This window comes from Neobacillus sp. K501 (assembly GCF_053749995.1).
Genome location: NZ_JBSLYA010000001.1, coordinates 758127 through 780565, shown reverse-complemented (window position 1 = coordinate 780565; position 22439 = coordinate 758127). Strand labels below are relative to the sequence as shown.

The window sequence follows — 22439 nt, the reverse complement described above, 5'->3', positions numbered from 1 at the left end:
CCTCTTTTGTTGGCGAATATAGGCATTCGTTGATATAGTATCGTATGTGATAACGACTGGTATGGTGATTCTTGCTTCAATGAACATTCTCGCAATTAGCTTCATAGTTTGTTATAGTTGATGGGTCGTAAGATAAAAGCGGAAGCGCCCCAGGTGCTGGAGCTAGATAGTCAATAAGGAGTGAAAATAATGGCAGTTAATTTACATGATGCAGCCTATGAATTAGAAAAAGCTATTCGGCAAAGTGATGAATACAGTCACTTGCAGCAAATGTATAAAGAAGTCAACGCAGACGCAGAAACAAAAGCGATGTTTGATAACTTCCGTCAAATTCAGATGAATTTACAGCAGAAGCAAATGATGGGTACGGAAATTTCGGAGCAGGAAGTACAACAAGCTCAGGCGACAGTAGCTCTTGTCCAGCAAAACGAAAAAATTTCGCGTTTAATGCAGGCAGAGCAGCGGATGAGCATGATTATTGGCGAATTAAACCAAATCATCATGAAACCATTGGAAGAGCTTTACGGACAATTATAAGACGATAACAAAAAGCTTTCGGAATGATCCGAGGGCTTTTTCTGTTCTATCTACTGAAAAACCCACATAAATGTGTTATAAGGGTTACTTCACCAAGAACAGGGGGCTCAACTCATGATCTATCGTTTACTTGCATTGAATATTGATGGGACGGCATTACAAACTAACGGCAAAATTCATAAGTCTACAAAGGAAGCCATCGATTATGTTCAGCAAAAGGGAATATACGTAACATTGCTTACCTCCCGAAGTTTTCCATCAGCCAAGAAGGTTGCAAAAGCCTTAAAAATAAAGTCAAAACTTATTACACATCAAGGTGGTTATATTGCTGGTACAGAAGAAAAACCAATTTTTGAGCAAAGAATAAATGAGAATATCGTCTATGATGCTGTCAGTTTTCTCGAAGGTCTGCCATGCCAAATACGGCTTGTTCATGAAGAGTTCTCATTAGCCAACCGTTATAAAATCAACAATCATTTGCTGGCTAGAACGCTTTTTACCTCAGGTGATCCTGTTTTTTATTCACAGCAATTTGTTTCATCACTTAGTGAACACCTGCATGAGCAGCCCGTTTCTCCTCCGAAAATTGAAGTGTATTTTGAAGAGGAAAGTGATTTGCAGGATGCCAAAAATGCACTAGAACAAATGTTTACAGAAATCAACACTATTGAATTAGATTCATTACGATTAGATATTGTCCCTGCAGGTGTTTCAAAGTTAAAAGGCTTAGCCTATTTAGGCAGCTGCCTTGGAATCCAACTAAAAGAGATGGTAGTCATTGGTGATGGACTCGACGATATTCCAGCCATTGAAGCGGCTGGATTAGGGGTGGCAATGTGGAATTCCAGCTTTGAAGTAAAAAAAGCAGCAGACTGGGTCACCAGATCTAATAATGAACAAGGTGTCGCCTATATGGTCAAAGAGCATTTCAGAAAACAACCCCCGATCGAATTTTTACGGAAAATGAACATCATAAAAAATTAATCCTCCAAGACATCATCTGTGAAGATGATGTCTATTTGAATTGGTAAAATAAAGAAATTTGGCTTCGAGAATTGTCCAGCTCCAGCGCCTAGGGGCTCGGGTCATAAGCCAATCCGTCCAGAAGGTTAAAAAGCAACCTTCTAGCCGGCTCGTCTTATGCCTGTCGCCCCTGACCAAGGCGCTTCCGCTTTTCTAATCACCATATTGACCTTGTTATATTGATTTTGTACACTTAAGGGAGCTTAATTGGAAAGAGTGATTCTAGTAATGCGAATTTCAATAATTGGATTAGATGATGATCGGTTCAACCGGCCGTTACAGCTAATCGCAAACCTATTTTTTGAAGAAACAGAGATTGTTAAATCTTTAGATGATACAGCAAATTTAGTGATTACCTTTGAGTTACAAGTAGATAAATCGATAAATGTCCAAACTGAATTAAAGGACCAGGAAGGGAAAACCCACACTGCACACTATCATACTGAGCTGAAAGCTTCAGGAACAGAAAAAGAAAGATTTAAACAAATGAAAAATGCAGTTTCCCATACCTATTTAACCGTTCTCCAAGATTGGACTGGTATTAGACAAAAATGGGGGATATTAACGGGTATCAGACCGACAAAACTTTTGCATAAGAGAGTGCAGCAGGGGACCTCTAAAGAAATTGCCCACCAGCAATTAAAGGATGAATATTTAATTACAGATGAAAAGATAACCCTAATGCAGCAAATTGTTGACCGACAGCTCGCTGTTGTGCCTGACCTCTATTCATTGCAAAAAGAAGTAAGCATTTATATCGGAATCCCGTTTTGCCCGACAAAATGTGCCTATTGTACATTCCCTGCCTATGCGATTAATGGCCGTCAAGGCTCTGTAAATTCCTTCTTAGGCGGACTTCATTATGAAATGAGAAAAATAGGTGAATGGCTGAAGGAAAAGGGAATTCGGATTACAACGGTTTACTACGGAGGTGGCACACCAACGAGTATCTCAGCAGAGGAAATGGATATGCTTTACGAGGAAATGTATTCATCGTTTCCTGATGTTGAAAATATTCGAGAGATCACCGTTGAGGCTGGCCGTCCGGATACCATTACTCCAGAAAAATTAGAGGTATTAAGAAAGTGGAAAATTGACCGCATCAGTATCAATCCACAATCCTATACGCAAGAAACTTTAAAAGCAATAGGCCGTCATCATACCGTTACTGAAACGATTGATAAATATCATTTGGCAAGAGAAATGGGCATGAACAATATAAATATGGATCTCATTATCGGTCTTCCGGGTGAGGGGATTGCTGAATTTACTCATTCACTTCATGAAACGAAAAAATTAATGCCGGAGTCTCTTACGGTTCATACATTATCCTTCAAACGTGCTTCAGAAATGACTAAAAATAAAGCGAAGTATAAAGTAGCTGAGCGCGAAGAAGTTGAAAAAATGATGGAGCTTGCAGAGGATTGGACTGAAAAACATGGTTATGTCCCATATTACCTCTATAGGCAGAAAAACATTCTTGGAAACCTTGAGAATGTTGGCTATTCCATGCCAAATCAGGAAAGCATTTATAATATTATGATTATGGAGGAACAGCAAACGATTATTGGCCTTGGCTGCGGTGCTTCTAGTAAATTTATTGATCCTCTATCTGGGAAGATCACACAATTTGCGAATCCAAAAGATCCAAAAACCTATAATGATAGCTTTGAAACCTACACAGCAAAAAAAATTGAAATACTTGATGAACTATTCTCTGAAAAAGGATCTCCTGCTTAAAATTGCAGGAGATTTTCTTGTTCTTAATAAAGGACTTTTTTAAATTATGACGAAGTATTAATAGGATAACGGACATAGAATACCACATATTGAAAACGCTACCATTTAATTGAGGGGGAAATTAGCCATGATGCAAACACCTTTAACAATGACACAGATGGTTGAAAGAGCAGAAAAATATTTTCCTAAAAAGCAGGTTGTTTCACGAACAGCAAGCGGAATTCAGCGGTTGACGTATAAGCAAATCGGTGAAAGAACAAGGAGGCTCGCCGACAGCCTGAAAAAGCTTGGTGTAGAAAAGGGTGATCGTGTTGGTACATTAGCGTGGAACCATCATCGCCATTTAGAAGCCTATTTTGCCATTCCATGTATCGGTTCCGTCCTTCATACGATCAACATTCGGCTTTCCCCACAACATATTTCCTTTATTATCAATCATGCAGAAGATAAAGTTCTCTTATTAGATCCAGATCTCATTCCATTACTCGAAAAATGTGCTTCAGAATTAAAAACCGTAAAGGCTTATGTCATTATGACAGACGAAAAAGAGCTCCCAGAAACAACCCTTTCGCCAGTCTACCATTATGAGAATCTATTAGCAGAAGCAGATCCAGGATTTTCCTATCCGGAGGACATTGAAGAAAACGATCCTGCCGGTATGTGCTATACATCCGCAACAACAGGCAACCCTAAGGGGGTTGTTTATTCCCATCGTGGTATTTTCCTTCATAGTATGGCTCTCGGTCTAACCGATAGTATTGGACTTAGTGAAAAAGATATTGCTTTAGCGATCGTTCCCATGTTCCATGCAAACGCTTGGGGAATGCCATTCGCAGGTGTATGGTTCGGGACTTCCTTAGTACTTCCTGGCCCTAACTTTACACCAAAATTAATCGCTGAGCTGATTGAAAAGGAAAGAGTCACGATTTCTGCAGGTGTACCAACCATTTGGCTAGGCATGTTAAAGGAGCTTGAGGAAGGGTCCTATGATATGAGCAGCTTAAGAGGTCTTTTATGCGGTGGTTCTGCTGCACCTAAAGGAATGATTAGGGCATATGAACAGAAGTATAAGATTCCATTCATGCATGGTTATGGCATGACAGAAACTAGTCCGCTAGCGGTTATTTCGACCATTAAGAGTTATCAGCAAAAATTGGATTGGGAGGAAAGGCTGGATTTACGATCGAAGCAAGGTATACTTGTTCCGGGCTTAGATATAAAAGTTGTTGGTAAGGATGGGGAAGTGGCTTGGGATGGCAAGGAAATGGGAGAACTTTGTATTAAAGGTCCATGGATTGCCTCTGAGTATTATAAGGACGAGCGGACAAAGGATGCATTTATTGATGGCTGGCTTCATACTGGGGATGTCGTCACAATTGACGAGGAAGGTTTTATAAAAATTGTTGATCGGACAAAAGATCTGATTAAAAGCGGCGGTGAGTGGATTTCCTCTGTTGATTTAGAAAATGCTTTAATGGCACATGAATCGGTGTTCGAAGCAGCAGTTGTTGCTGTACCACATGAAAGGTGGCAGGAAAGACCAGTAGCCTGTGTGGTTACAAAAGATGCATATAAAGACAAGGTAACAAAAGAGGAATTAATTGAATTTTTAACTCCGCAATTTGCGAAATGGTGGCTTCCAGATGAGATCGTATTTTTGGAGGAAATTCCAAAGACTTCAGTCGGTAAATTTTTAAAGATGGCGCTGCGTGATCAAGTTCAAAAGGAAGTATTAAGGAAATAAATAATTCAGGGACAAAGGGACGCCTTTGTCCTTTTTACATGAAAAAACATAAGATTTCAACCTGAAAATTCCTTATATTAAGAAAATTTATTTTTTATATAGGGATTTCAAGTTATAATGTAATTAACTAATGACAGTGGAGGGGTTTGAGGTGACAATTAATTTTGTAACAGATAAGGTGAATGTAAGTGTGGATGGACGAGTTGCAACTGTAGCAATGAATCGGCCAGAAGCTTTAAATGCACTTGATGTGGATATGATTCGCGGTCTTGTCACTAAGCTTAAAGAGATTTCTGAATCAGATGATATCGATATCGTTGTTTTGACTGGAAATGGCAGAGCCTTTTCAGCTGGCGGTGATATAAAAACAATGCTTTCGAACATGAATGAGTCCGATTTCTTACCAGTAATGGATTGCATTAGTGAATTAATGATCACACTTTATAGTATACCTAAACTGACTATCAGTGCTGTATCAGGTGCTGCGGCAGGACTTGGATTTAGTTTGGCTTTAGCGACAGATTATATCATCGCGGATAAAGCTAGTAAATTAGCGATGAATTTTATCGGTATTGGGCTTATTCCTGACGGTGGCTCTCATTTCTTTTTAGAAAAAAGATTAGGAGAAATGAAGGCTAAGCAGGTGATTTGGGATGGAAAAATGATGAGTGCTATCGAAGCCTTGGAATTAGGATTAGTTCAAGAAGTAGCAGCTGAAGGTCTCCAGGAGGCAGTGGAAGCAAGAGTCGAGGATTGGTTAAGCCGTCCAGTTCAGGCGATGATTAAAACGAAAAAAATATTAGCGGATATGAACCGGCCACATTTATTGAAAATTTTGGAGTTAGAAAAACACGGACAATTCAATATGCGCAAAACGTTGGATCATCGTGAAGGAATTAAGGCTTTTATCGAAAAACGACCAGCAAAGTTTATCGGAAAATAAGAAAAACAAAGAAGCGCTTGCTTCTTTGTTTTTTCTTTTATGTGTGAAATAGTAATAGTTTTCCGCTTGGTGAGGTACAGCGGTGGGTTTTTTCTAATAAATTTTTTTCCGCAAGAAGTTTTTCTGCTAATCCTTTCGCAGCCTCATCATGGTCTGCTTGGAATGACTCGTCTAATATTTTTTCCCCATTGGCCTCAAAGGCAGTTAATTTATAAGTTTTCATCTCGTGTCCCCCTTCCAATAATAATTAAAATATACTTTTAACTTTGAAAACTGTCCAGCTCTAGCGCCTAGGGGCTCGGGACATAAGCGTGTCTAGTTCCGGCTCCTTGGGACTCGAGTCGTAAGCCGCCCCCTGAAGAAGGCAAAAAGCGCCTTCTTGCAGTGGTCGTCTTACGCCTTCGTCCCAGAGCAGTCGCCTCACTTTTCGATCAATCCGTCCAGAAGGTTAAAAAGCAACCTTCTAGCCGGCTCGTCTTATGCCTGTCGCCCCTGTTCAAGGCGCTTCCGCTTTTCTATATATATTTACATAATAATTAAAATTTTGCAAAACTGAAACTTTTATGGGAATAATACGTAGTAACACCTTGAAAGGGAGGGAATCGGATGGTACTAAAACTAGAGCATGTTACCAAAAGATTTGGTCAATTTACAGCTGTCAATGATTTGTCCTTAGAAATACCAGAAAACGAAATGTTTGGTTTTTTAGGGGCAAACGGTGCCGGAAAAACGACAACATTTCGAATGATTCTAGGTTTATTAGATTCGAGTGGCGGAAAAATTACTTGGGATGGAGCAGCGATAGATTATTCTACGAGCCATTTAGTGGGGTATCTGCCTGAGGAGAGGGGCTTATATCCAAAACTAAAGGTTCGTGACCAAATCGTCTATTTAGCCAGATTACGAGGGATGCAAAAGAATGATGCAATGAGAGAGTTAACCTCCTGGCTAGAACGATTTAAGATACCAGAGTATGCAAACAAAAAAGTGGAAGAGCTCTCAAAAGGAAACCAACAAAAAATTCAATTTATTGCTGCTGTTATACATAAACCAAAATTATTAATTCTCGATGAGCCATTTAGCGGACTTGATCCGGTTAATGTGGAGATGCTAAAGGATGCAGTTCTCTCCTTAAAGGAAAATGGAACATCGATAGTATTTTCAAGCCATCAAATGCATCACGTTGAGGAAATGTGTGAGCATCTTTGTATTATGCACAAAGGAAGTCCTGTCGTCCATGGATCATTAAGGGAAATCAAACGCGCTTTTGGCAAAAAAAATCTGGTCATCCATGCAGACTTCCCATTAGATTTCTTAAAGGAGTTTCAAGGTGTGATTAAGTCCAAGAAAACGATGGAAGGAATCCATCTTCAAATTGAAGGAGAATATATCGCTGAAAAGATACTAAAGGAAATTGTCAACAAAGGATTCATCAGGAAATTTGAGCTTGAGGAGCCTTCTTTAAATGATATTTTTATCGAGAAAGTAGGTGCTTCCTATGAATAATTTTTGGATTATTTTGTTTCATACTTACTTAACGAAATTAAAAACAAAATCTTTCATTATTACTACCATATTGACAGTCATCATTACCTTAGGATTGACCAATATGAATAAAATCATCGAAACTTTCGATAAAACGGGTGGTAAAGAGAAAGTAGCTGTTTTAGATGAAACAGGTCAGATTTATCAGCCGCTTAAAGAACAAATAGCAACAGTAAATAAAGATATTGTTTTGGTTCAGTACAAAGGCAGTGGCAAAGAAGCTGAAAAAGATGTAAAAAATGAAAAATATCGAGGTATGGTAGAGATTCGTTATAATGAGGAACAGTTGCCACAAGCCACATATAAGGCTATGAGTGTAGCAGACTCCGATTTGTATACCGAAATTCAATCAGGACTTCAACAATTAAAAACGATGATGGCAGCATCGAAAATAAATTTAACTGCTGATCAGCTGCAAAAGCTTTATGAACCTGTATCCTTTGATAAAATTGCCCTTGAAGAAAATGCAAAAACAGAAGAAGAATTAAATCAAGCACGAGGCCTTGTATATGTTCTCCTCTTTATCATCTACTTTGCGGTTATTATGTATGCGAGTATGATTGCTATGGAAGTAGCCACGGAGAAGTCTTCGCGGGTGATGGAAATCTTAATTTCAAGTGTTTCCCCAATTAAACAAATGTTTGCAAAAATTCTTGGTATTGGTCTTTTGAGCTTGACTCAATTAGCCGTATTACTTTCAGTTGGCTATTATTCAATAAAGCAGAATTTATCCTCACTCGAGGGCGGTTTTTTTGATGCCTTTGGTTTTGGGAACATTCCATTTTCGACTATTGCTTATGCGGTGATTTTCTTTATTCTTGGCTATTTCCTTTACGCCACATTGGCAGCATTTCTTGGTTCCTTGGTCAGCCGGATTGAGGACGTCCAACAGATGATTACCCCAATGACGCTATTGGTAGTTGCAGGATTTATGATTGCTATGTTCGGTTTAGGGAAGCCAGATGCACCATTTATTACAGTGACTTCTTATATCCCATTTTTCACACCAATGATCATGTTTTTGAGAGTTGGGATGCTTACACTCCCGACTTGGGAGGCCATTGCTGGGATATCTGTTCTTTTAGCAACGATCATTCTCCTGGCGATTTTCGGTGCCCGGGTATATAAGGGTGGAGTTCTCATGTATGGAAAATCGAACTCCTTTAAAGACATTAAAAAGGCTTTACAATTAACTAAAAAAGAATAACCGAAAATGAGCTTTGCCAATATAGGCAAAGCTTTCATTCTTTTTTGAATAGAACATGCATTCGTGTTACAATAAAGAAAAATGGACGCGAAGGGAAATATTTATGAAACAAATATCGTTTATTCATGCTGCAGATCTCCATTTAGATAGCCCGATGATTGGCTTAAAGCATTTACCAGCAAATATCCTTGCTAGGCTGCGAGAGAGCACGTTTACTGCATTAAAAAGGCTGACAAAAGCAGCTATTGATCACCAGGTAGATTTTGTGATTCTAGCAGGAGATATCTTTGATGGTGAGGATCGCAGTTTACGGGCGCAATCACGATTTCGAGCTGAGATGAATAAGCTTGCCGAGCAGCAAATTCCTGTGTTTGTCATCCATGGAAACCATGATCATTTAAATGGCTCATGGATCCAGCTTGATATGCCCGAGAATATTTACTTTTTTGACAGCTCTGTTGAGATGAAGGAATTACGAACCATCCGTGGTGATAAGGTCCACTTATATGGATTCAGTTATCCAACGCGTCATGTTTATGAGAAAAAAATCGATCAATATAACAAGATGGAACCAGCAGATTTTCATATCGGTATTCTTCATGGAAATGAAGGCGGGAGAGCAGATCACGATAATTATGCACCTTTTACGATAAAGGAGCTACAAGAGAAGGAATTTGATTATTGGGCATTAGGCCATATCCATAAACGGGCAATATTATCTGAAACACCTCCGATTATTTACCCAGGGAATATTCAAGGGCGTAATCGAAAGGAAACGGGAATGAAAGGCTGTTATCTTGTGACATTGAATGAATTAGAGCAAAAGCTGGAATTTGTTGAAACGTCCGATTGTTTATGGGAGGAAGCTGTTGTTGAAGCAGGAGAGGCGCAGAGCTTACGGCAAATTCTCCAATTATGCCAAGTTGAAATGAATCGGTATCGTAAAGCGAATAGCGGAACCCTGCTCACATTACACATTAACAATGTCCATTTGGATGATTGGCTGGAAAAAAGAACACTTGATGGTGAACTGCTTGAATTATTAGTAGATGATGAAGCGGAAGAAGAGTCATTTGTTTGGATCGTCCAATTAATCGTTAATGAGCGTCAGAAAATCAATCGAGAATCTCTTAAAAAGGAAGCTAACTTTTATGAGGAGCTCTTTAAAACGGTTGATAGCTATCCTAATATCGAAACAGAATTATCACCATTGTATCAGCATTCTTTAGGGAGAAAATACTTAACCTCATTATCCACTCAAGAACAAAGAGAAATCATTGAAAAGGCTGAAAGTCTGTTAATTCGCTATTTATATCAATAACTGAAAGGAGCTGCTGTTTTGAAAATCCTTGAAATACATATATATGGATTTGGACAATTGAACAGTTTGACGATTAGGAACTTAGCTGATTTCCAAGTTTTTTATGGGGAAAATGAAGCCGGCAAATCGACGATCATGGCCTTTATTCATGGCATCCTATTTGGTTTCCCCACAAAGCAATCCTCGGAGCTTCGCTATGAGCCGAAAGACAATCCTAAGTACGGTGGCAAACTAATTCTCCTACATAATGAGGCCGGACGTGTTGTAATTGAGAGGGTAAAAGGGAAAGCTGCTGGCGATGTATCTATAGCTTTAGAGGATGGAACGATTGGCGGGGAAGAACTTTTATTCCAACTACTAAAAAATATTGATAAAGGATTATTTCAGGCTATTTTCTCCTTTAATATACATGGGCTGCAAAACATTCATCATATGAAGGGAGATGAACTTAGCAAGTTTTTATTTTCCACAGGGACGTTAGGAACAGAGCGGTTGGCCAAAACCGAAACTGAGCTGCAAAAAGAATTAGAAAATTACTTTAAGCCTAGTGGAAAAAAGCCACTAATAAATGAAAAACTGAAAGTGATTCATGAATTAAATAGTGAACTAAAAAAAGCAGCACTAAAAAATCAGCAATATGTAAAACTGGTTTCGGACAAAGAATCACTGCAGCGGGAGATTAAGCAAACCAATGATTCACTTCATGGACTTCAAGACAAGCTTGAAAAACTAAAAGAGTGGAAGAAAATTAATTCGTTGGTTAAAGAAGATAAATGGATTAAGACAGAACTCCAGATGATGGAGGAAATTTCATTCCCAACTAATGGAATTGATCGACTGGAAAGATTAAATCAATTCATTCTCCCTTACAATGGGCAAATTTCAAGTTTGGCTGAAAGAATCAATCAAATTAAAATGGAAATCGAAACATTACAGCCTGATGAAGCATTTCTTGAAATGGAGACGGCCATACTAACCGATTTAGACAAGGTTCCACTCTATGACCAATTGAAAATCGAAAAACATCAAGCGGAAATAAAATTGATGGAATTGGAAGAGAAAATTTCGTCGCTAAAAGAAAAACTTCATTTACCAATTAAGGATGAGGAAGTTTTAACAATCAATACAAATATTTATATGAAAGATCAAGTAGAGCAAGTTTCGCGAAAAAATCGGAAGCTCCTTGAAGTTAAACAAGAATTAGAAAGTAAATTTCGTGAGGAAAAAATGGCCCTTGAAGATTTAGAAGCAAAAGTTAAGGGCGCAGAAAGCAAAATTCTGGCTGATAAAGAGAGAGCAAGGATTGAAAATCTTGTCAGTCAGGTAAATGATAAACGCAATGAATTAAATGCAATAAGGGACAAAATAGAGTTTTATCGGCAGACCAATGAAAATGGAAATAAGTCAGAAGGGAAGCTTTTTGAACAAAATAAATTTCATTTTTTCGCAGTTGGATTATTGTTTCTTTTTCTCTCGGTATATAGTTTCTTTACCAAGCAATGGTTTTTATTTGGATTTGGAATCTTTTTTAGTATCCTTATAGGGGTCTTTTGGAGCAATAGCAAGAATAAGAAAAATGAAACAAAGTTTAGTCAGGCCCTGAATCAGTTATACGAAAAAGAAAAAGCGCTAATTGAAAAACTTGAAGAATATAAGCAAATCAATCTTTCTGATCTTCAAACACAAATCACTCACGATAACTTTAAAAGAGAACAGTTACAGATATTAAAGGTTAAGCTTGAGCATCAGGAGATCCAGTATGATAAAGTAATTGCTGCCTTTGAGCAATGGGAAATGGCAAATGCTGAAAATAATACAATGCTATTAAAATTATGTAGTGAGTTGAAAATTCCTGTTGGGTTAGCCAATTCTTTCTTCTTTGAAGCCTTTGTGTTAATTGAACAGTTAAAAGTGGCCGGCAGAGAAAAGAAACAGTTGATGGACAGGGTAGAAAGGATTAAATTTGACCAAGATAAAATCTCGGACAGATTCTCCTATTATGCCAATACTTATTTCATGCATGCAAGCAATGATTTGCCCAAAACAGCCTATTTATTGCGGAACAAGCTGAAAGAACAACATGAAAAACAAATAAAAAAGCAAGAAAAGGAAGCTAAGCTGGAGGATTTATTAGTAGATTTTTCACGAATTAGTGAAGAGCAGGCACTACTTAAGCAAGAGCGGGACAAACTTCTGAATGAAGCACAAGTAGAAACGGAAGAGCAGTTCTATCAGCTAGGCAAAATATCAGAGAAGGCAATAAAGTTGATCGATAGGCTAAAAGATATTCAAAAACAGCTGCAATACACGATCCTAAATGAAGAAGAATGGGAGAGTTATCTACAAATACATGATCTAGATAAACTTCTGATCCGAATCACGGAAGAAATGAAAGCTTTGTCTGATCATCTAGCAAAGCTCCAGGAAAATCTTGCCTCCATGAAATATGAGATTCAAGTACTTGAAGAAGGCGGCGTGCATTCTGAATTACTCCATCATTTCAAACAACAAAAATATGAATTAGATGAAGCAGCGAAAGAATGGGCAGTGTATTATCTGGCACAGGACATACTGTCTCGGACGGTAGAAAAATATAAACATGTTCAATTGCCGAGAATGCTTGCAAAAGCAGAGGAGTATTTGGTTTTTCTCACAGAAGGGAAATATCTGCGAATTCATTTACAGAAATCTGGAACAGGTTTTCTCATCGAAAGAAGGGACCATACATTATTTGAAGCTAATGAATTAAGTCAAGCGACAACGGAACAAATCTATGTGGCTATCAGGCTGGCACTGGCAACAACATTATATGAAAAGTACAGCTTTCCGATTATTATTGATGATAGTTTTGTCAATTTTGATGCACGGCGTACCGATAGGGTGATAGAGCTGTTAAAAACGTTTAAGACAAACCAAATATTATTTTTTACCTGTCATACACATTTACTTCAGTACTTTCAGAAGGATCATGTTTTTTATCTTCAAAAGAATGCAGTTAAAGTGATATCATAGCGATAATATAGAGTATATTATATACTTGGTTAATGGGAAGGAGCGGGTAGGAATGAGCAAAGGTATTCTGCATTATGAAGTCGGGGTACAGGTGGATTTGTACCTTATGATCAAAAACGTTACCAGAGGAATTGCCAGTAATGGTAAACCATTTTTAACATTAATCCTTCAGGACCAAAGCGGGGAGATAGAAGCTAAGCTCTGGGATGCAAATGAAGAGGATGAGAAGAATTACGCAGCGCAGAAGATCGTGAAAATTCTTGGAGATATTCAAAATTATCGGGGAAAAAGCCAATTGAAAATTCGTCAGATTCGCAGGACTGGCCCTAGTGATACGGTTAAAATTGAGGATTTCATCGAAACTGCACCGATCAGTAAAGATGAAATAAATGGCAAGCTGACACAATATATTTTTGATATGAAAAATCCAAAAATCCAAAGGATTACCCGACATTTACTAAAAAAACATCAGCAGGCATTCATAGAATTTCCAGCAGCGACGAAGAACCATCATGAGTTTGTGTCAGGGCTGGGTTACCATGTTGTTAGTATGCTTGATTTAGCTAAAGCCATTTCCACACTCTATCCCAGCCTTGATAGAGACCTCCTATATGCGGGGGTAATCCTTCATGATATGGGAAAAGTGGTTGAGCTGTCTGGTCCCATTTCCACTACCTATACGGTGGAAGGAAATTTATTAGGACATATTACGATCATGGTTAATGAAATCGGTCAAGCTGCGGATGAACTGGGAATTACGGGAGAAGAGGTAGTGATTCTGCAACATCTGGTATTAAGTCACCATGGGAAAGCGGAATGGGGAAGTCCGAAGCCTCCAATGATTAAAGAGGCGGAAATCCTTCATTATATCGATAATCTCGATGCAAAAATGAATATGCTGGATCGTGCATTAGAAAGAGTTAAACCTGGAGAATTTTCTGAGCGGATTTTTGCTTTAGAAAATCGTTCCTTTTATAAACCAAACTTTTTGAAATAAGAGATAATCCTCATGGGTTATCTTTTTCTATTCTAAAAAGAATATTTTTTCTATTCGTGAATATGTTGTAATAAAAAGTGGACAACCACTATCGAAGGGAGCAGGAATGTATGACAATTCCTATTTGGGTATATGCAGTCGTGGTTGGTATTGTTATAAGTGCACTTATGGCAATTAAAACAGGAAGAGAAGAACGTTTGTTGGAAATGGAGAATATCGAAAAAGAAGGCGAAATTTATATTACCCGACTTGAAAGGGAAAAAGAAAAACGAGAAGGCGAACGAGTTACAGCAGAATAAGAATTGCGGAAGCGCCCTGGTCAGCGGCGTATGGCCTCCTCGAAAAAGAAAAACGCTTTTCCTTCGTGCGATGCCAATGCTTACGAAGCCTTCCTTTATGGAGCGCTCCAACTGAGATAAAGGAAACACGAAGAGCCGGAGGCGCATTCGTGCTTGACTTATCGTAGGGCGGAGAGCGAAGGACACTAGCCGCTAGGGCGATGGAGCTGGACAATTCTCAAAGTCGGAAATTCATAATTTATCTAAACAAGAGGAGGGACCCATCAATTTGGGCCCTCCTTTTGTATTGTTCATTACTGTGCTGCTGAAGTTTCAGGATTAAGAGCATCTTTTAAGTCTTTATCACTGACTTTTACATTTGCATCTTTTAATTCCTTCTGCATGACTTCGTTAATTTTTTCATTTGTTAATTTTGATGTTTTTAGTTCTTTTTCAAGCTCGTCCTTCATTTCATCATAGGATTTCTTTTCTTTTTTATCTGTTAGTTGGATGATATGATATCCAAATGATGATTTAACTGGGGAACTAATTTCATCTACTTTAAGTGCGTAAGCTGCTGCTTCGAAATCCGGATCCATTGCTCCTGTTCCAAACCAGCCTAGGTCACCGCCGCTTGCTTTTGCTGCTTCGTCAGTAGAATATTGATTGCTTACATCTTCAAACTTTTCACCAGCGTCAAGCTTTGTCTTAACTTCATTTGCTGTTGCCTCATCAGCAACAAGGATATGGCGAGCCTTGATTTCAGGCTTGTAGTTATCGTAGTATTCCTTTAATTCCTTGTCCGTTACTTTAATCGTCTTCATAGCTGCCTTCTCCTGCAGCATACCGAGTTTCATAGTCTTTTTAAAGTCAGCTTCATCCTTGTAGCCGTACTGGGCAAGAGCGGCTTCGAAATTCTCGCCAAGCTGTTCTTTTAATTCAGCAACTTTTGCGTCTAATTCTTTATCCGTAATTTCATATTTTTCGGAAAGGACTTTTTCATAAACAAGTTGTTGAAGTGCTTGTGCTCCAATCTTATCCTTCATTGATTCATAAAGCTCTTCTTGTGTTACATTTCCTGCCTTACTTTCTGCAACTGTTTCGCCGCCTTGATTACATGCTGTTAAAGCAATAACCCCGCCAGCTAGTGTAAGGGCTAACATCCATTTCTTCATGAGGAACCTCTCCTAAACAGTAAATTCTTGTGGTCACTTGTCCACAAACTATACTATAACATAAATGGTAACTGCTGCAAAAATTTTTCCATAGCTTAAAAATCAAAAGCTGGGCGTATAACCATCCCAAACAACCACTTCGTACATACGATAACATGTAAGAAAAAACAGTACCTATTCAGCTGGACTTTTTCCAAAGAAAATAAGGTAAGCGCCTAGTCGCATTGGAGACAGCTTGAATAGAATATCGTAATCAATCATAAAGGAGGTAATACGATGAGTGGCGGACATGGATACGGAGCAGGATTTGCATTGATTGTAGTCCTTTTCATTCTATTGATTATTGTTGGAGCATCCTGGTTTTAATCTAATGCTTTAAAATGATGCAGACAACAGCTTTACCATCTAAGAAAGGGGAGAAATGTGTGTCTGGTTCATCTGGTTCTTATGGTGGAGGATTTGCATTAGTTGTAGTCCTTTTCATCCTGTTAATAATTATTGGAGCATCTTGGTTCTAAAAAAACAACAAGCGATGAGAAATTTCTCATCGCTTCAACTTTTTTTGCACATAACCAAGAGAATTAATTAATTATGTAAACAAAATTTCTAAATAGGAGGAAATTAGTAATATGGTGACAAGTACATTAATTGTACGAAACACTTTATGTTGTCGTTCCTCTGGTATTTCCTTTTGAATGCAAAGGGAATTGGTCATTTTATTGACATAAAACAAGATAAAAATGGCAAAAACAATAAAAACAATAAAAATGGAGATCATCAACGATTCCCTCCTGATGTTCATATTTATGGTTATTAGAATATCAAAAATTTACAAAAAAAGATAGTTAAAAGGATTGGTAGAAAAGTAGGAAAAAAACAATTACAATTAGATGGAGCAGCATTGTACAAATAAGTCTTAAAAAAACAGTTAAATTTATAAGGTTTAACAAAGACATTAAAAGGAAAATATTGAAAATGAACAAATTGAAATTAAATCTGGAGGTCGATGCAAATGAGTGATTTCGATAAACTGCAAAAGCGAATCGGTCTTCTTGAATACCATCAAAGGCTGTTAATTCAAATGCTACATAATCCAAGAGCAGATTTTTATAAGTTGGTGATTGTAAAAGGGATATCGGAACGAGAAGTACAGGACTTCTTGAAATTATGTGATAATTTGCACATAAAAATGGAAGAACAAAAAGCGGAAGGTTTTTTATACTTTCATCCGCTTTTCAATGAGTTTTTGAATGGATTGCCAGAAACATTTGACGTAAAAGAAGTAGTCCAGGCTTGCTTAACACAGCAACTGTACGAACCTCTATTTAAAGAATTTAAAAAATGTATCGGGAATTAATTAAGCTAGTTCCTGTTCTGGATTTTCAGCTTTTCTAAGCTTACCATTTTCTTCTGTAAACTCTGTTTCGATGTTATGGAAGGAACGCTCGAAAATCTCCATGAAATCGTCTCCATAAATATTGCGGACAATCGCCATCATTTCAATAATATCAGGGAATTTACCATATAATTCCCTAAGTGGCAAAGCACCCGAAAAAGCAGCATTCCCCTTCGGTTCATATGTTTCCATTAATTTTAATAGTATCTCTTCACCTTCAGGGGTGATTTGAATATAGGTGTTGCGCTTGTCGTTTTCTTTCTTTGAGAATTTAAGCAATCCTCTTTCTTCCAATTTTTTTGAAAAATTAAAAGCTGTTGAAACATGCATGACCCCAAACTTTGCCACATCAGAAATGGAGGCACCGTTCAAATGATAGGCGATCCATAAGATATGGTGTTCATTAATATTTAAATCATATGGCTTTATCCATTGCTGCCAATCTTTTTCGACGGATTTCCATAATGCTTTACTAAGTTGGGCAATCCTTTGACTAAATAACATTGCTTCTTTCATTGAATACTGTTTCTCAGACATCCCCATTTTCACCTACTTTTATATTTCTCTATTATCATTATGCCAATAAAATAAAAATTAATAAAGATAAAATTCACAAAATTTTTAGAAATTACATATTTTTATTATTGAATTTATAGTTTATTTATTTTATTTTAATTGTTTTCGTAAAGTAATTCCAACTTTTTGAAAATTCTCTAAAAGAAAATTTTTTTATGAAGTATTTGCGATTCCAAACATAAAAATGATAATAACAACTAATGATTGTTCAAAAGGGGGAAAACATGAAGATTATTCCAACAATTCTTTTGTTAATTAGTGTGTTACTATTCTTTGGTGCGATCAAATACGTATTAGCTTTAACAAGGCCGGGTATGTATCCTCCTAAACAAATATTAAAGAAAAGAGCAGGAACGTTAGCAGCTGGCGGTGGAATTCTTTTGCTCATGGCTATTATTCTTGCTAACTTTTAAAATTTAATATAGAAAGAAAAGAACCTTGCGAGGTTCTTTTCTATGTTCGCTATTTAGAGATAACGGTTGATGATGGCATTGTTCTTTTCACAACTGAAAGGGCGACAGGATACAAAATCACCATGATGATTGTATTAAGTGCAATAGCCGGTAAAACTCCAGCTGCAAATAGCGCAGCGAAAGAACTTGGTAGACCAACAATATAATGGGCAGATGCCAAAAACACGGATCCTGAAACTATTGTTCCAACTGCAGTTAAAACCCCGACACCAATAATCGATTTCCCGAATTTTTTTAACGCTAGAAATAGTCCGAAAAAAATCAAAGCAGTGATCGGCTTATCAATGATGTTAGGAATTTGACCTCCAGGAAACCCAGTGGTTAATGCTGACAATACTCCAGTTACAATGGATAACAGCATGACACTTTTTATTTCTGGAATCAGAATAATCCCTAAAAACATCATGGCTAGCATCATGTCTGGTTTAATCGTTAAGAACGCTGGCATGACCATGTGTAAAACGACACCAATTCCCGCTAAAAGTGATAAAACTACAAGATTCTTTGTATTCATTTCTCATCTCTCCTCTGCTAATCTAAAAAAGCTATTTGTTCCTCCTACAGTGCACTCATTGCCTGTAGCGAAAAACTTGTTATCATTATAGCATAATAGGATATGATTGATAAAGAAAAAATTTTCTGATAATTATAAAATAAATTATATATGCTGTTTAATATTGGCTGCCATTTCTTGAAGCATTTGTGGAGTATAGTCACTGGTGTTGGTTTTCCATACTGCTCCAAAGCCATCACCTTTTCCATAGCGCGGAATTAAATGGAGATGGTAATGGAAAACTGTTTGTCCAGCAGCTTCTCCGTTGTTATTAATGGAATTTAGACCAATGGGCTCGTATTCTGTTTTTAAAGCCTTCGCAATATCAGGTACGACTTCAAAAAGATTCCGAGCAATTTCAGGAGTCAGTTCATATAAATTTTCTTTATGTACCTTTGGAATAACGAGTGTATGCCCTTTTGTTACTTGACTAATGTCTAAGAAGGCTAGGACATGTTCATTTTCAAATACCTTTGCAGCAGGAATATCACCGTTAACAATTTTACAAAAAATACATTCGCTCATGTAATTCACAACCCCTTATCGTGATTATAATAATTTAATTATTTATCCGTATTTTACCATATAGGACTTGAAGAAAAAAGAAAGAGACAGGATCCGCGTGGAATCCTGCCCTCTCGAAGGGGAAATGCTTCATTTATACGTTCATTCAGGAATTACCTTTGATAAACACCTCATTTTTCATTTAGTGTTTGTTTTAAAGAGTAATCGTTGTTCAAGCTGACCATCCCCTTATTGTTTTTATATGTTTCTCAACTTATAAAAACGGATGATAATCTGCGACAAACACCTCATTTTTCCGTTTATTTTAATGATAAACAGAGTGGCGTTATTTGAACTCTAAATGGTTTCCTGCTACATTGTGCAATACAACCATCCCCTTATTTGAAACGTGTGGAAGCAAACTTATTTGAAATGGTTCTTGTCTTTTGTAGACACCTCATTTCAAGTTTTGATGAATTTCTTCATCGATCCGTTTGTATCCCCTTCGTATATTATGATGTCCCGGCTGACGAGAAATATACACAAAAATTTTCGATTTATTGAATTCCTATTTTTACGAAGGACAATTTGTTAAAATGAAAAATAAGAAAGTGAGGAAGGACGTTGCGGATGACTTTATTATCGATTGAAAACCTTACAGGTGGATATACGAGAAATCCCGTTTTAAAGGATGTTTCCTTTGAGGTGGGTGAAAAGGAATTAGTCGGCTTAATTGGTTTAAATGGTGCTGGGAAAAGCACGACTATCAAGCATGTGATTGGATTGATGGAGCCCCATCAAGGAGAGGTCAAAATAAATGGCCAATCGTTTACTCAAAATAAAGAGGCCTATCGAAGAATGTTTACATTTGTTCCGGAAACACCGGTTTTATATGAAGAATTAACCTTAGAAGAGCACTTACGATTAACAGCAATGGCTTATGGATTGGATGAAACAACTTATAAATCAAGGATGGAGCCTCTCCTTAAAGAATTTCGAATGGAAAAACGGCTTAAATGGTTTCCAGCCCATTTTTCAAAAGGGATGAAACAGAAAGTTATGATCATGTGTGCTTTTTTAGTACAACCGTCTTTATATATCGTTGATGAACCGTTTGTTGGTCTGGACCCGCTCGGTATTCAATCTTTGTTAGATTTAATGAAAAAAATGAAGGAGAATGGTGCAGGAATTTTAATGTCGACCCATATTCTTGCTACTGCCGAAAAATATTGTGATCGGTTTATCATACTCCATGAAGGGAAAGTTCGAGCAAAAGGGACACTTGCAGATCTGAGGGAGCAATTCGCGATGCCTGGTGCCTCATTGGATGATTTATATATTCAATTAACAAAGGAAGAAAATTATGTTTGATGAGAAAAAACTATGGAAAGATCGGGCAGTCCATCGCTTAAAAGAATTAGGAGTATATCTACGCTATATTTTTAATGGTCATTTAGTCATTGTCTTGTTATTTTTACTTGGAATGGCTGCTTTTTATTATCAAAATTGGGTTAGGACGCTTCCTGTTGATTTCCCTGCTGAAATGATCATGGCTGTAATATTTGGCTTGTTTTTAACCTATAGTCCAGTCTATAACTTTTTGCTGGAGGCAGATCAAGTTTTTTTACTTCCCCTTGAAGACCGCTTGAAGGGCTACTTTCTGCGATCGGGGCTAACGAGTCTCATTTTTCAAGGATATATCCTCTTGATGGTATTGGCGGCATTTATGCCTTTGTATGCAAGAGTTAGTGAAAATGGTTTTCGTTCATTTTTCTTTTTCTTCGTTCTTTTGTTGGTAATAAAGGCTTGGAATTTAGCGGTAGGGTGGAGAATACAATATTATGTTGAAACCTCGGTTCATTTATCGGACTCGGTGGTACGATACTTTTTAAACGCTGCATCCGCATTTCTACTATTCAGCCAAGCAAATGTTCTGTTTCTTTTCGTTTTCACCCTTATTTTCACCGCGTATTACCGTTATTTTTACATAAAGACCAAATCAATCGGCTTAAAATGGGATATCTTAATAGGGCAGGAAGAGAAGCGGATGGCGTCCTTCTATCGATTAGCCAACCTTTTTACGGATGTTCCGAAACTAAAGGATACAGTAAAAAGAAGGAAATGGCTGGATATATTTATAAATCAGATTACGTTTTCGCAGGAAAAGACCTATCATTATTTGTTTTCACGTACGTTTTTAAGATCCTCTGATTACCTTGGACTTTTTATCCGGTTAACCGTGATAGGTGCGATAGCCTTATATTATATTTCTTTTGGTTTAGGTCAAGTTTTGCTTGCTGTTTTATTTTTATATTTAACAGGATTTCAGCTCTTGCCATTATGGAACCATCATCAAAATAAGCTCTGGGTCGACTTATATCCAGTAGTTCAGAAAAATAAAAAAGCTGCATTTCATTTTATCTTAATGGTTATTATGGTTATTCAGTCCTTGTTTTTCACTTTGATTCTTGCTGCTAAAGGTGAGTGGATGACATCCATATATGTGTTAGTCTCAGGTGTATTATTTAGCTATTTGTTTATCTATGTGTATAGTAAAAATCGATTAAAAGCGTGAACCAAAAATCCTCTTTCAGCTAAAGAGGATTTTTTTTGAAACCATTGAAGTATTTCTTCGTAAATACACTAATATCATTTGCTGAGGGGGTGGATTTAATGAATGATTATGAATTACAGGTTTATGATGAAGTGATGGAATGGAGAAGAAAATTGACTGGACGCTCTGGCATGATGAATCGTCTGTCTAAAAAAGCTCAAGGAAAAATAAACGGAATGATCCCGGAGAAGGTTCATGAAGTGATGACAGAGAGTATAAAAGGAATGGTCAAAACGACCTTGTTCGGTTCTCAGCTAACGACAAACAAAAATCAGGCTCAAGGGTTAACACTCGCGGAACGCGATGAGCGCATACGGAAAAAGATTGAAACGTATAGAAAAACAGCTCTGGTTGAAGGTGCAGGAACTGGAGCAGGTGGTATTCTTCTGGGGCTAGCTGATTTTCCGTTGCTTCTTTCGATAAAAATGAAATTTCTATTTGAGGCAGCTTCGATTTATGGCTTTAATACGAATGATTATGAAGAACGGTTGTTTATTCTTCATGTCTTTCAGCTTGCCTTTTCCAGTGATGATATTAGGAAGGAAACTTTATATGAAATTGAAAACTGGGAGGGCCGGAAGGTAGAGCTTGTTGAAATGGATTGGCGGAAATTTCAACAGGAATATCGGGATTATATCGACCTCGTGAAGATGATGCAAATGGTTCCGGGAATTGGAGCCTTTGTTGGAGCCTATGCCAATAATAATCTTTTAAAGCATTTAGGCGAAACTGCCATGAATGCCTATCGGTTAAGAATGCTGAAGAAAGCCCCTGAACTGTGAAAAGGTTCAGGGGTATTCA

General features: G+C 37.5%; 24 protein-coding genes. 18 read left to right on the top strand and 6 right to left on the bottom strand.

What is annotated here, in order from left to right; all coding sequences use genetic code 11:
* The first annotated feature begins 189 nt into the window (after positions 1 to 189).
* The 5 genes from ACWM35_RS03865 (at position 190) to ACWM35_RS03845 (ending at position 5987) form a co-directional block, all read left to right on the top strand.
* Positions 190 to 537 (top strand): YlbF family regulator, encoded by a 348-nt coding sequence (locus ACWM35_RS03865; RefSeq protein ID WP_454815647.1) that lies wholly within the window; start codon positions 190 to 192, stop codon positions 535 to 537.
* 114 nt (positions 538 to 651) lie between these two features.
* On the top strand, positions 652 to 1521 hold the full coding sequence (locus ACWM35_RS03860; protein WP_454815645.1) for a Cof-type HAD-IIB family hydrolase: 870 nt from the start codon (positions 652 to 654) through the stop codon (positions 1519 to 1521).
* A gap of 267 nt (positions 1522 to 1788) precedes the next feature.
* Positions 1789 to 3300: a coproporphyrinogen III oxidase gene (locus tag ACWM35_RS03855; RefSeq protein WP_454815838.1), complete on the top strand. Its 1512-nt coding sequence runs from the start codon at positions 1789 to 1791 to the stop codon at positions 3298 to 3300.
* 127 nt (positions 3301 to 3427) lie between these two features.
* Complete coding sequence (locus ACWM35_RS03850) at positions 3428 to 5044, top strand: long-chain fatty acid--CoA ligase (protein ID WP_454815643.1); 1617 nt, start codon at positions 3428 to 3430, stop codon at positions 5042 to 5044.
* 151 nt (positions 5045 to 5195) lie between these two features.
* Positions 5196 to 5987 (top strand): enoyl-CoA hydratase, encoded by a 792-nt coding sequence (locus ACWM35_RS03845; protein ID WP_454815641.1) that lies wholly within the window; start codon positions 5196 to 5198, stop codon positions 5985 to 5987.
* Positions 5988 to 6024: 37 nt separating this feature from the next.
* Here ACWM35_RS03845 and ACWM35_RS03840 read toward each other — a convergent pair whose 3' ends face one another.
* Positions 6025 to 6210, bottom strand: a complete 186-nt coding sequence (locus ACWM35_RS03840) for a YhzD family protein (RefSeq protein ID WP_454815639.1) — start codon at positions 6208 to 6210, stop codon at positions 6025 to 6027.
* 383 nt (positions 6211 to 6593) lie between these two features.
* On the opposite strand from ACWM35_RS03840, the gene ACWM35_RS03835 reads away from it, so the two are divergent.
* The 6 genes from ACWM35_RS03835 (at position 6594) to ACWM35_RS03810 (ending at position 14368) form a co-directional block, all read left to right on the top strand.
* Positions 6594 to 7493: an ABC transporter ATP-binding protein gene (locus ACWM35_RS03835; protein ID WP_454815637.1), complete on the top strand. Its 900-nt coding sequence runs from the start codon at positions 6594 to 6596 to the stop codon at positions 7491 to 7493.
* On the top strand, positions 7486 to 8739 hold the full coding sequence (locus ACWM35_RS03830) for an ABC transporter permease (RefSeq protein WP_454815635.1): 1254 nt from the start codon (positions 7486 to 7488) through the stop codon (positions 8737 to 8739). Before ACWM35_RS03835 ends, ACWM35_RS03830 begins: the two co-directional genes overlap by 8 nt.
* Positions 8740 to 8842: 103 nt before the next feature.
* Positions 8843 to 10060: a metallophosphoesterase family protein gene (locus tag ACWM35_RS03825; protein ID WP_454815633.1), complete on the top strand. Its 1218-nt coding sequence runs from the start codon at positions 8843 to 8845 to the stop codon at positions 10058 to 10060.
* Positions 10061 to 10078: 18 nt separating this feature from the next.
* On the top strand, positions 10079 to 13072 hold the full coding sequence (locus ACWM35_RS03820) for an AAA family ATPase (protein ID WP_454815631.1): 2994 nt from the start codon (positions 10079 to 10081) through the stop codon (positions 13070 to 13072).
* A 52-nt stretch (positions 13073 to 13124) separates the two neighbouring features.
* The gene (gene yhaM, locus ACWM35_RS03815) at positions 13125 to 14069 is read left to right on the top strand and encodes a 3'-5' exoribonuclease YhaM (RefSeq protein ID WP_454815630.1); all 945 of its coding nucleotides are present in this window, start codon (positions 13125 to 13127) and stop codon (positions 14067 to 14069) included.
* Positions 14070 to 14179: 110 nt separating this feature from the next.
* Positions 14180 to 14368 carry a sporulation YhaL family protein gene (locus ACWM35_RS03810; RefSeq protein ID WP_454815628.1) on the top strand — a complete coding sequence of 63 codons (189 nt, stop codon included), beginning with the start codon at positions 14180 to 14182 and terminating at the stop codon, positions 14366 to 14368.
* Between the two features lie 293 nt (positions 14369 to 14661).
* Here the strand turns inward: ACWM35_RS03810 and ACWM35_RS03805 are convergent, their stop codons facing one another.
* The gene (locus ACWM35_RS03805; RefSeq protein WP_454815626.1) at positions 14662 to 15522 is read right to left on the bottom strand and encodes a peptidylprolyl isomerase; all 861 of its coding nucleotides are present in this window, start codon (positions 15520 to 15522) and stop codon (positions 14662 to 14664) included.
* Positions 15523 to 15798: 276 nt separating this feature from the next.
* Here ACWM35_RS03805 and ACWM35_RS03800 point away from each other — a divergent pair, with 276 nt between their 5' ends.
* Together ACWM35_RS03800 and ACWM35_RS03795 are read left to right on the top strand one after the other, a co-directional pair.
* Positions 15799 to 15888, top strand: a complete 90-nt coding sequence (locus ACWM35_RS03800; protein ID WP_179158254.1) for a YjcZ family sporulation protein — start codon at positions 15799 to 15801, stop codon at positions 15886 to 15888.
* A gap of 59 nt (positions 15889 to 15947) precedes the next feature.
* A complete protein-coding gene (locus ACWM35_RS03795; RefSeq protein WP_454815624.1) occupies positions 15948 to 16040 on the top strand; it encodes a YjcZ family sporulation protein in 93 nt (30 codons plus the stop codon).
* A gap of 71 nt (positions 16041 to 16111) precedes the next feature.
* Here the strand turns inward: ACWM35_RS03795 and ACWM35_RS03790 are convergent, their stop codons facing one another.
* Complete coding sequence (locus ACWM35_RS03790) at positions 16112 to 16291, bottom strand: hypothetical protein (protein WP_454815836.1); 180 nt, start codon at positions 16289 to 16291, stop codon at positions 16112 to 16114.
* Between the two features lie 243 nt (positions 16292 to 16534).
* Between ACWM35_RS03790 and ACWM35_RS03785 the strand changes: the two genes are divergently transcribed.
* On the top strand, positions 16535 to 16879 hold the full coding sequence (locus ACWM35_RS03785; protein WP_454815622.1) for a DUF1878 family protein: 345 nt from the start codon (positions 16535 to 16537) through the stop codon (positions 16877 to 16879).
* On the opposite strand, the gene ACWM35_RS03780 is transcribed toward ACWM35_RS03785, so the two are convergent.
* Entirely contained in the window at positions 16880 to 17455 is a 576-nt protein-coding gene (locus ACWM35_RS03780; protein WP_454815620.1) for an HTH-type transcriptional regulator Hpr, read from the bottom strand.
* Between the two features lie 263 nt (positions 17456 to 17718).
* On the opposite strand from ACWM35_RS03780, the gene ACWM35_RS03775 reads away from it, so the two are divergent.
* Positions 17719 to 17907 carry a hypothetical protein gene (locus tag ACWM35_RS03775; protein ID WP_454815618.1) on the top strand — a complete coding sequence of 63 codons (189 nt, stop codon included), beginning with the start codon at positions 17719 to 17721 and terminating at the stop codon, positions 17905 to 17907.
* 49 nt (positions 17908 to 17956) lie between these two features.
* Here ACWM35_RS03775 and ACWM35_RS03770 read toward each other — a convergent pair whose 3' ends face one another.
* Positions 17957 to 18481 carry a tryptophan transporter gene (locus tag ACWM35_RS03770; protein WP_454815616.1) on the bottom strand — a complete coding sequence of 175 codons (525 nt, stop codon included), beginning with the start codon at positions 18479 to 18481 and terminating at the stop codon, positions 17957 to 17959.
* Positions 18482 to 18625: 144 nt separating this feature from the next.
* On the bottom strand, positions 18626 to 19045 hold the full coding sequence (locus ACWM35_RS03765; RefSeq protein WP_454815614.1) for an HIT family protein: 420 nt from the start codon (positions 19043 to 19045) through the stop codon (positions 18626 to 18628).
* 609 nt (positions 19046 to 19654) lie between these two features.
* On the opposite strand from ACWM35_RS03765, the gene ACWM35_RS03760 reads away from it, so the two are divergent.
* The 3 genes from ACWM35_RS03760 to ACWM35_RS03750 all read left to right on the top strand — a co-directional run bounded on the left by ACWM35_RS03760 (position 19655) and on the right by ACWM35_RS03750 (position 22420).
* Positions 19655 to 20395 carry an ABC transporter ATP-binding protein gene (locus ACWM35_RS03760; protein ID WP_454815612.1) on the top strand — a complete coding sequence of 247 codons (741 nt, stop codon included), beginning with the start codon at positions 19655 to 19657 and terminating at the stop codon, positions 20393 to 20395.
* Positions 20388 to 21599 (top strand): ABC transporter permease, encoded by a 1212-nt coding sequence (locus tag ACWM35_RS03755; protein ID WP_454815610.1) that lies wholly within the window; start codon positions 20388 to 20390, stop codon positions 21597 to 21599. The genes ACWM35_RS03760 and ACWM35_RS03755 overlap by 8 nt, the downstream gene beginning before the upstream one ends.
* A gap of 98 nt (positions 21600 to 21697) precedes the next feature.
* Positions 21698 to 22420 (top strand): EcsC family protein, encoded by a 723-nt coding sequence (locus ACWM35_RS03750; protein WP_454815608.1) that lies wholly within the window; start codon positions 21698 to 21700, stop codon positions 22418 to 22420.
* Positions 22421 to 22439 lie beyond the last annotated feature (19 nt).

What these genes read in the sequence shown, in the direction of transcription:
- ACWM35_RS03865 (WP_454815647.1), top strand. Translation starts at nt 190, where the DNA reads ATGGCAGTTAATTTACATGATGCAGCCTATGAATTAGAAAAAGCTATT.
- ACWM35_RS03860 (WP_454815645.1), top strand. Translation starts at nt 652, where the DNA reads ATGATCTATCGTTTACTTGCATTGAATATTGATGGGACGGCATTACAA.
- ACWM35_RS03855 (WP_454815838.1), top strand. Translation starts at nt 1,789, where the DNA reads ATGCGAATTTCAATAATTGGATTAGATGATGATCGGTTCAACCGGCCG.
- ACWM35_RS03850 (WP_454815643.1), top strand. Translation starts at nt 3,428, where the DNA reads ATGATGCAAACACCTTTAACAATGACACAGATGGTTGAAAGAGCAGAA.
- ACWM35_RS03840 (WP_454815639.1), bottom strand. Translation starts at nt 6,210, where the DNA reads ATGAAAACTTATAAATTAACTGCCTTTGAGGCCAATGGGGAAAAAATA.
- ACWM35_RS03835 (WP_454815637.1), top strand. Translation starts at nt 6,594, where the DNA reads ATGGTACTAAAACTAGAGCATGTTACCAAAAGATTTGGTCAATTTACA.
- ACWM35_RS03830 (WP_454815635.1), top strand. Translation starts at nt 7,486, where the DNA reads ATGAATAATTTTTGGATTATTTTGTTTCATACTTACTTAACGAAATTA.
- ACWM35_RS03825 (WP_454815633.1), top strand. Translation starts at nt 8,843, where the DNA reads ATGAAACAAATATCGTTTATTCATGCTGCAGATCTCCATTTAGATAGC.
- yhaM (WP_454815630.1), top strand. Translation starts at nt 13,125, where the DNA reads ATGAGCAAAGGTATTCTGCATTATGAAGTCGGGGTACAGGTGGATTTG.
- ACWM35_RS03810 (WP_454815628.1), top strand. Translation starts at nt 14,180, where the DNA reads ATGACAATTCCTATTTGGGTATATGCAGTCGTGGTTGGTATTGTTATA.
- ACWM35_RS03805 (WP_454815626.1), bottom strand. Translation starts at nt 15,522, where the DNA reads ATGAAGAAATGGATGTTAGCCCTTACACTAGCTGGCGGGGTTATTGCT.
- ACWM35_RS03800 (WP_179158254.1), top strand. Translation starts at nt 15,799, where the DNA reads ATGAGTGGCGGACATGGATACGGAGCAGGATTTGCATTGATTGTAGTC.
- ACWM35_RS03785 (WP_454815622.1), top strand. Translation starts at nt 16,535, where the DNA reads ATGAGTGATTTCGATAAACTGCAAAAGCGAATCGGTCTTCTTGAATAC.
- ACWM35_RS03780 (WP_454815620.1), bottom strand. Translation starts at nt 17,455, where the DNA reads ATGTCTGAGAAACAGTATTCAATGAAAGAAGCAATGTTATTTAGTCAA.
- ACWM35_RS03775 (WP_454815618.1), top strand. Translation starts at nt 17,719, where the DNA reads ATGAAGATTATTCCAACAATTCTTTTGTTAATTAGTGTGTTACTATTC.
- ACWM35_RS03770 (WP_454815616.1), bottom strand. Translation starts at nt 18,481, where the DNA reads ATGAATACAAAGAATCTTGTAGTTTTATCACTTTTAGCGGGAATTGGT.
- ACWM35_RS03765 (WP_454815614.1), bottom strand. Translation starts at nt 19,045, where the DNA reads ATGAGCGAATGTATTTTTTGTAAAATTGTTAACGGTGATATTCCTGCT.
- ACWM35_RS03760 (WP_454815612.1), top strand. Translation starts at nt 19,655, where the DNA reads ATGACTTTATTATCGATTGAAAACCTTACAGGTGGATATACGAGAAAT.
- ACWM35_RS03755 (WP_454815610.1), top strand. Translation starts at nt 20,388, where the DNA reads ATGTTTGATGAGAAAAAACTATGGAAAGATCGGGCAGTCCATCGCTTA.
- ACWM35_RS03750 (WP_454815608.1), top strand. Translation starts at nt 21,698, where the DNA reads ATGAATGATTATGAATTACAGGTTTATGATGAAGTGATGGAATGGAGA.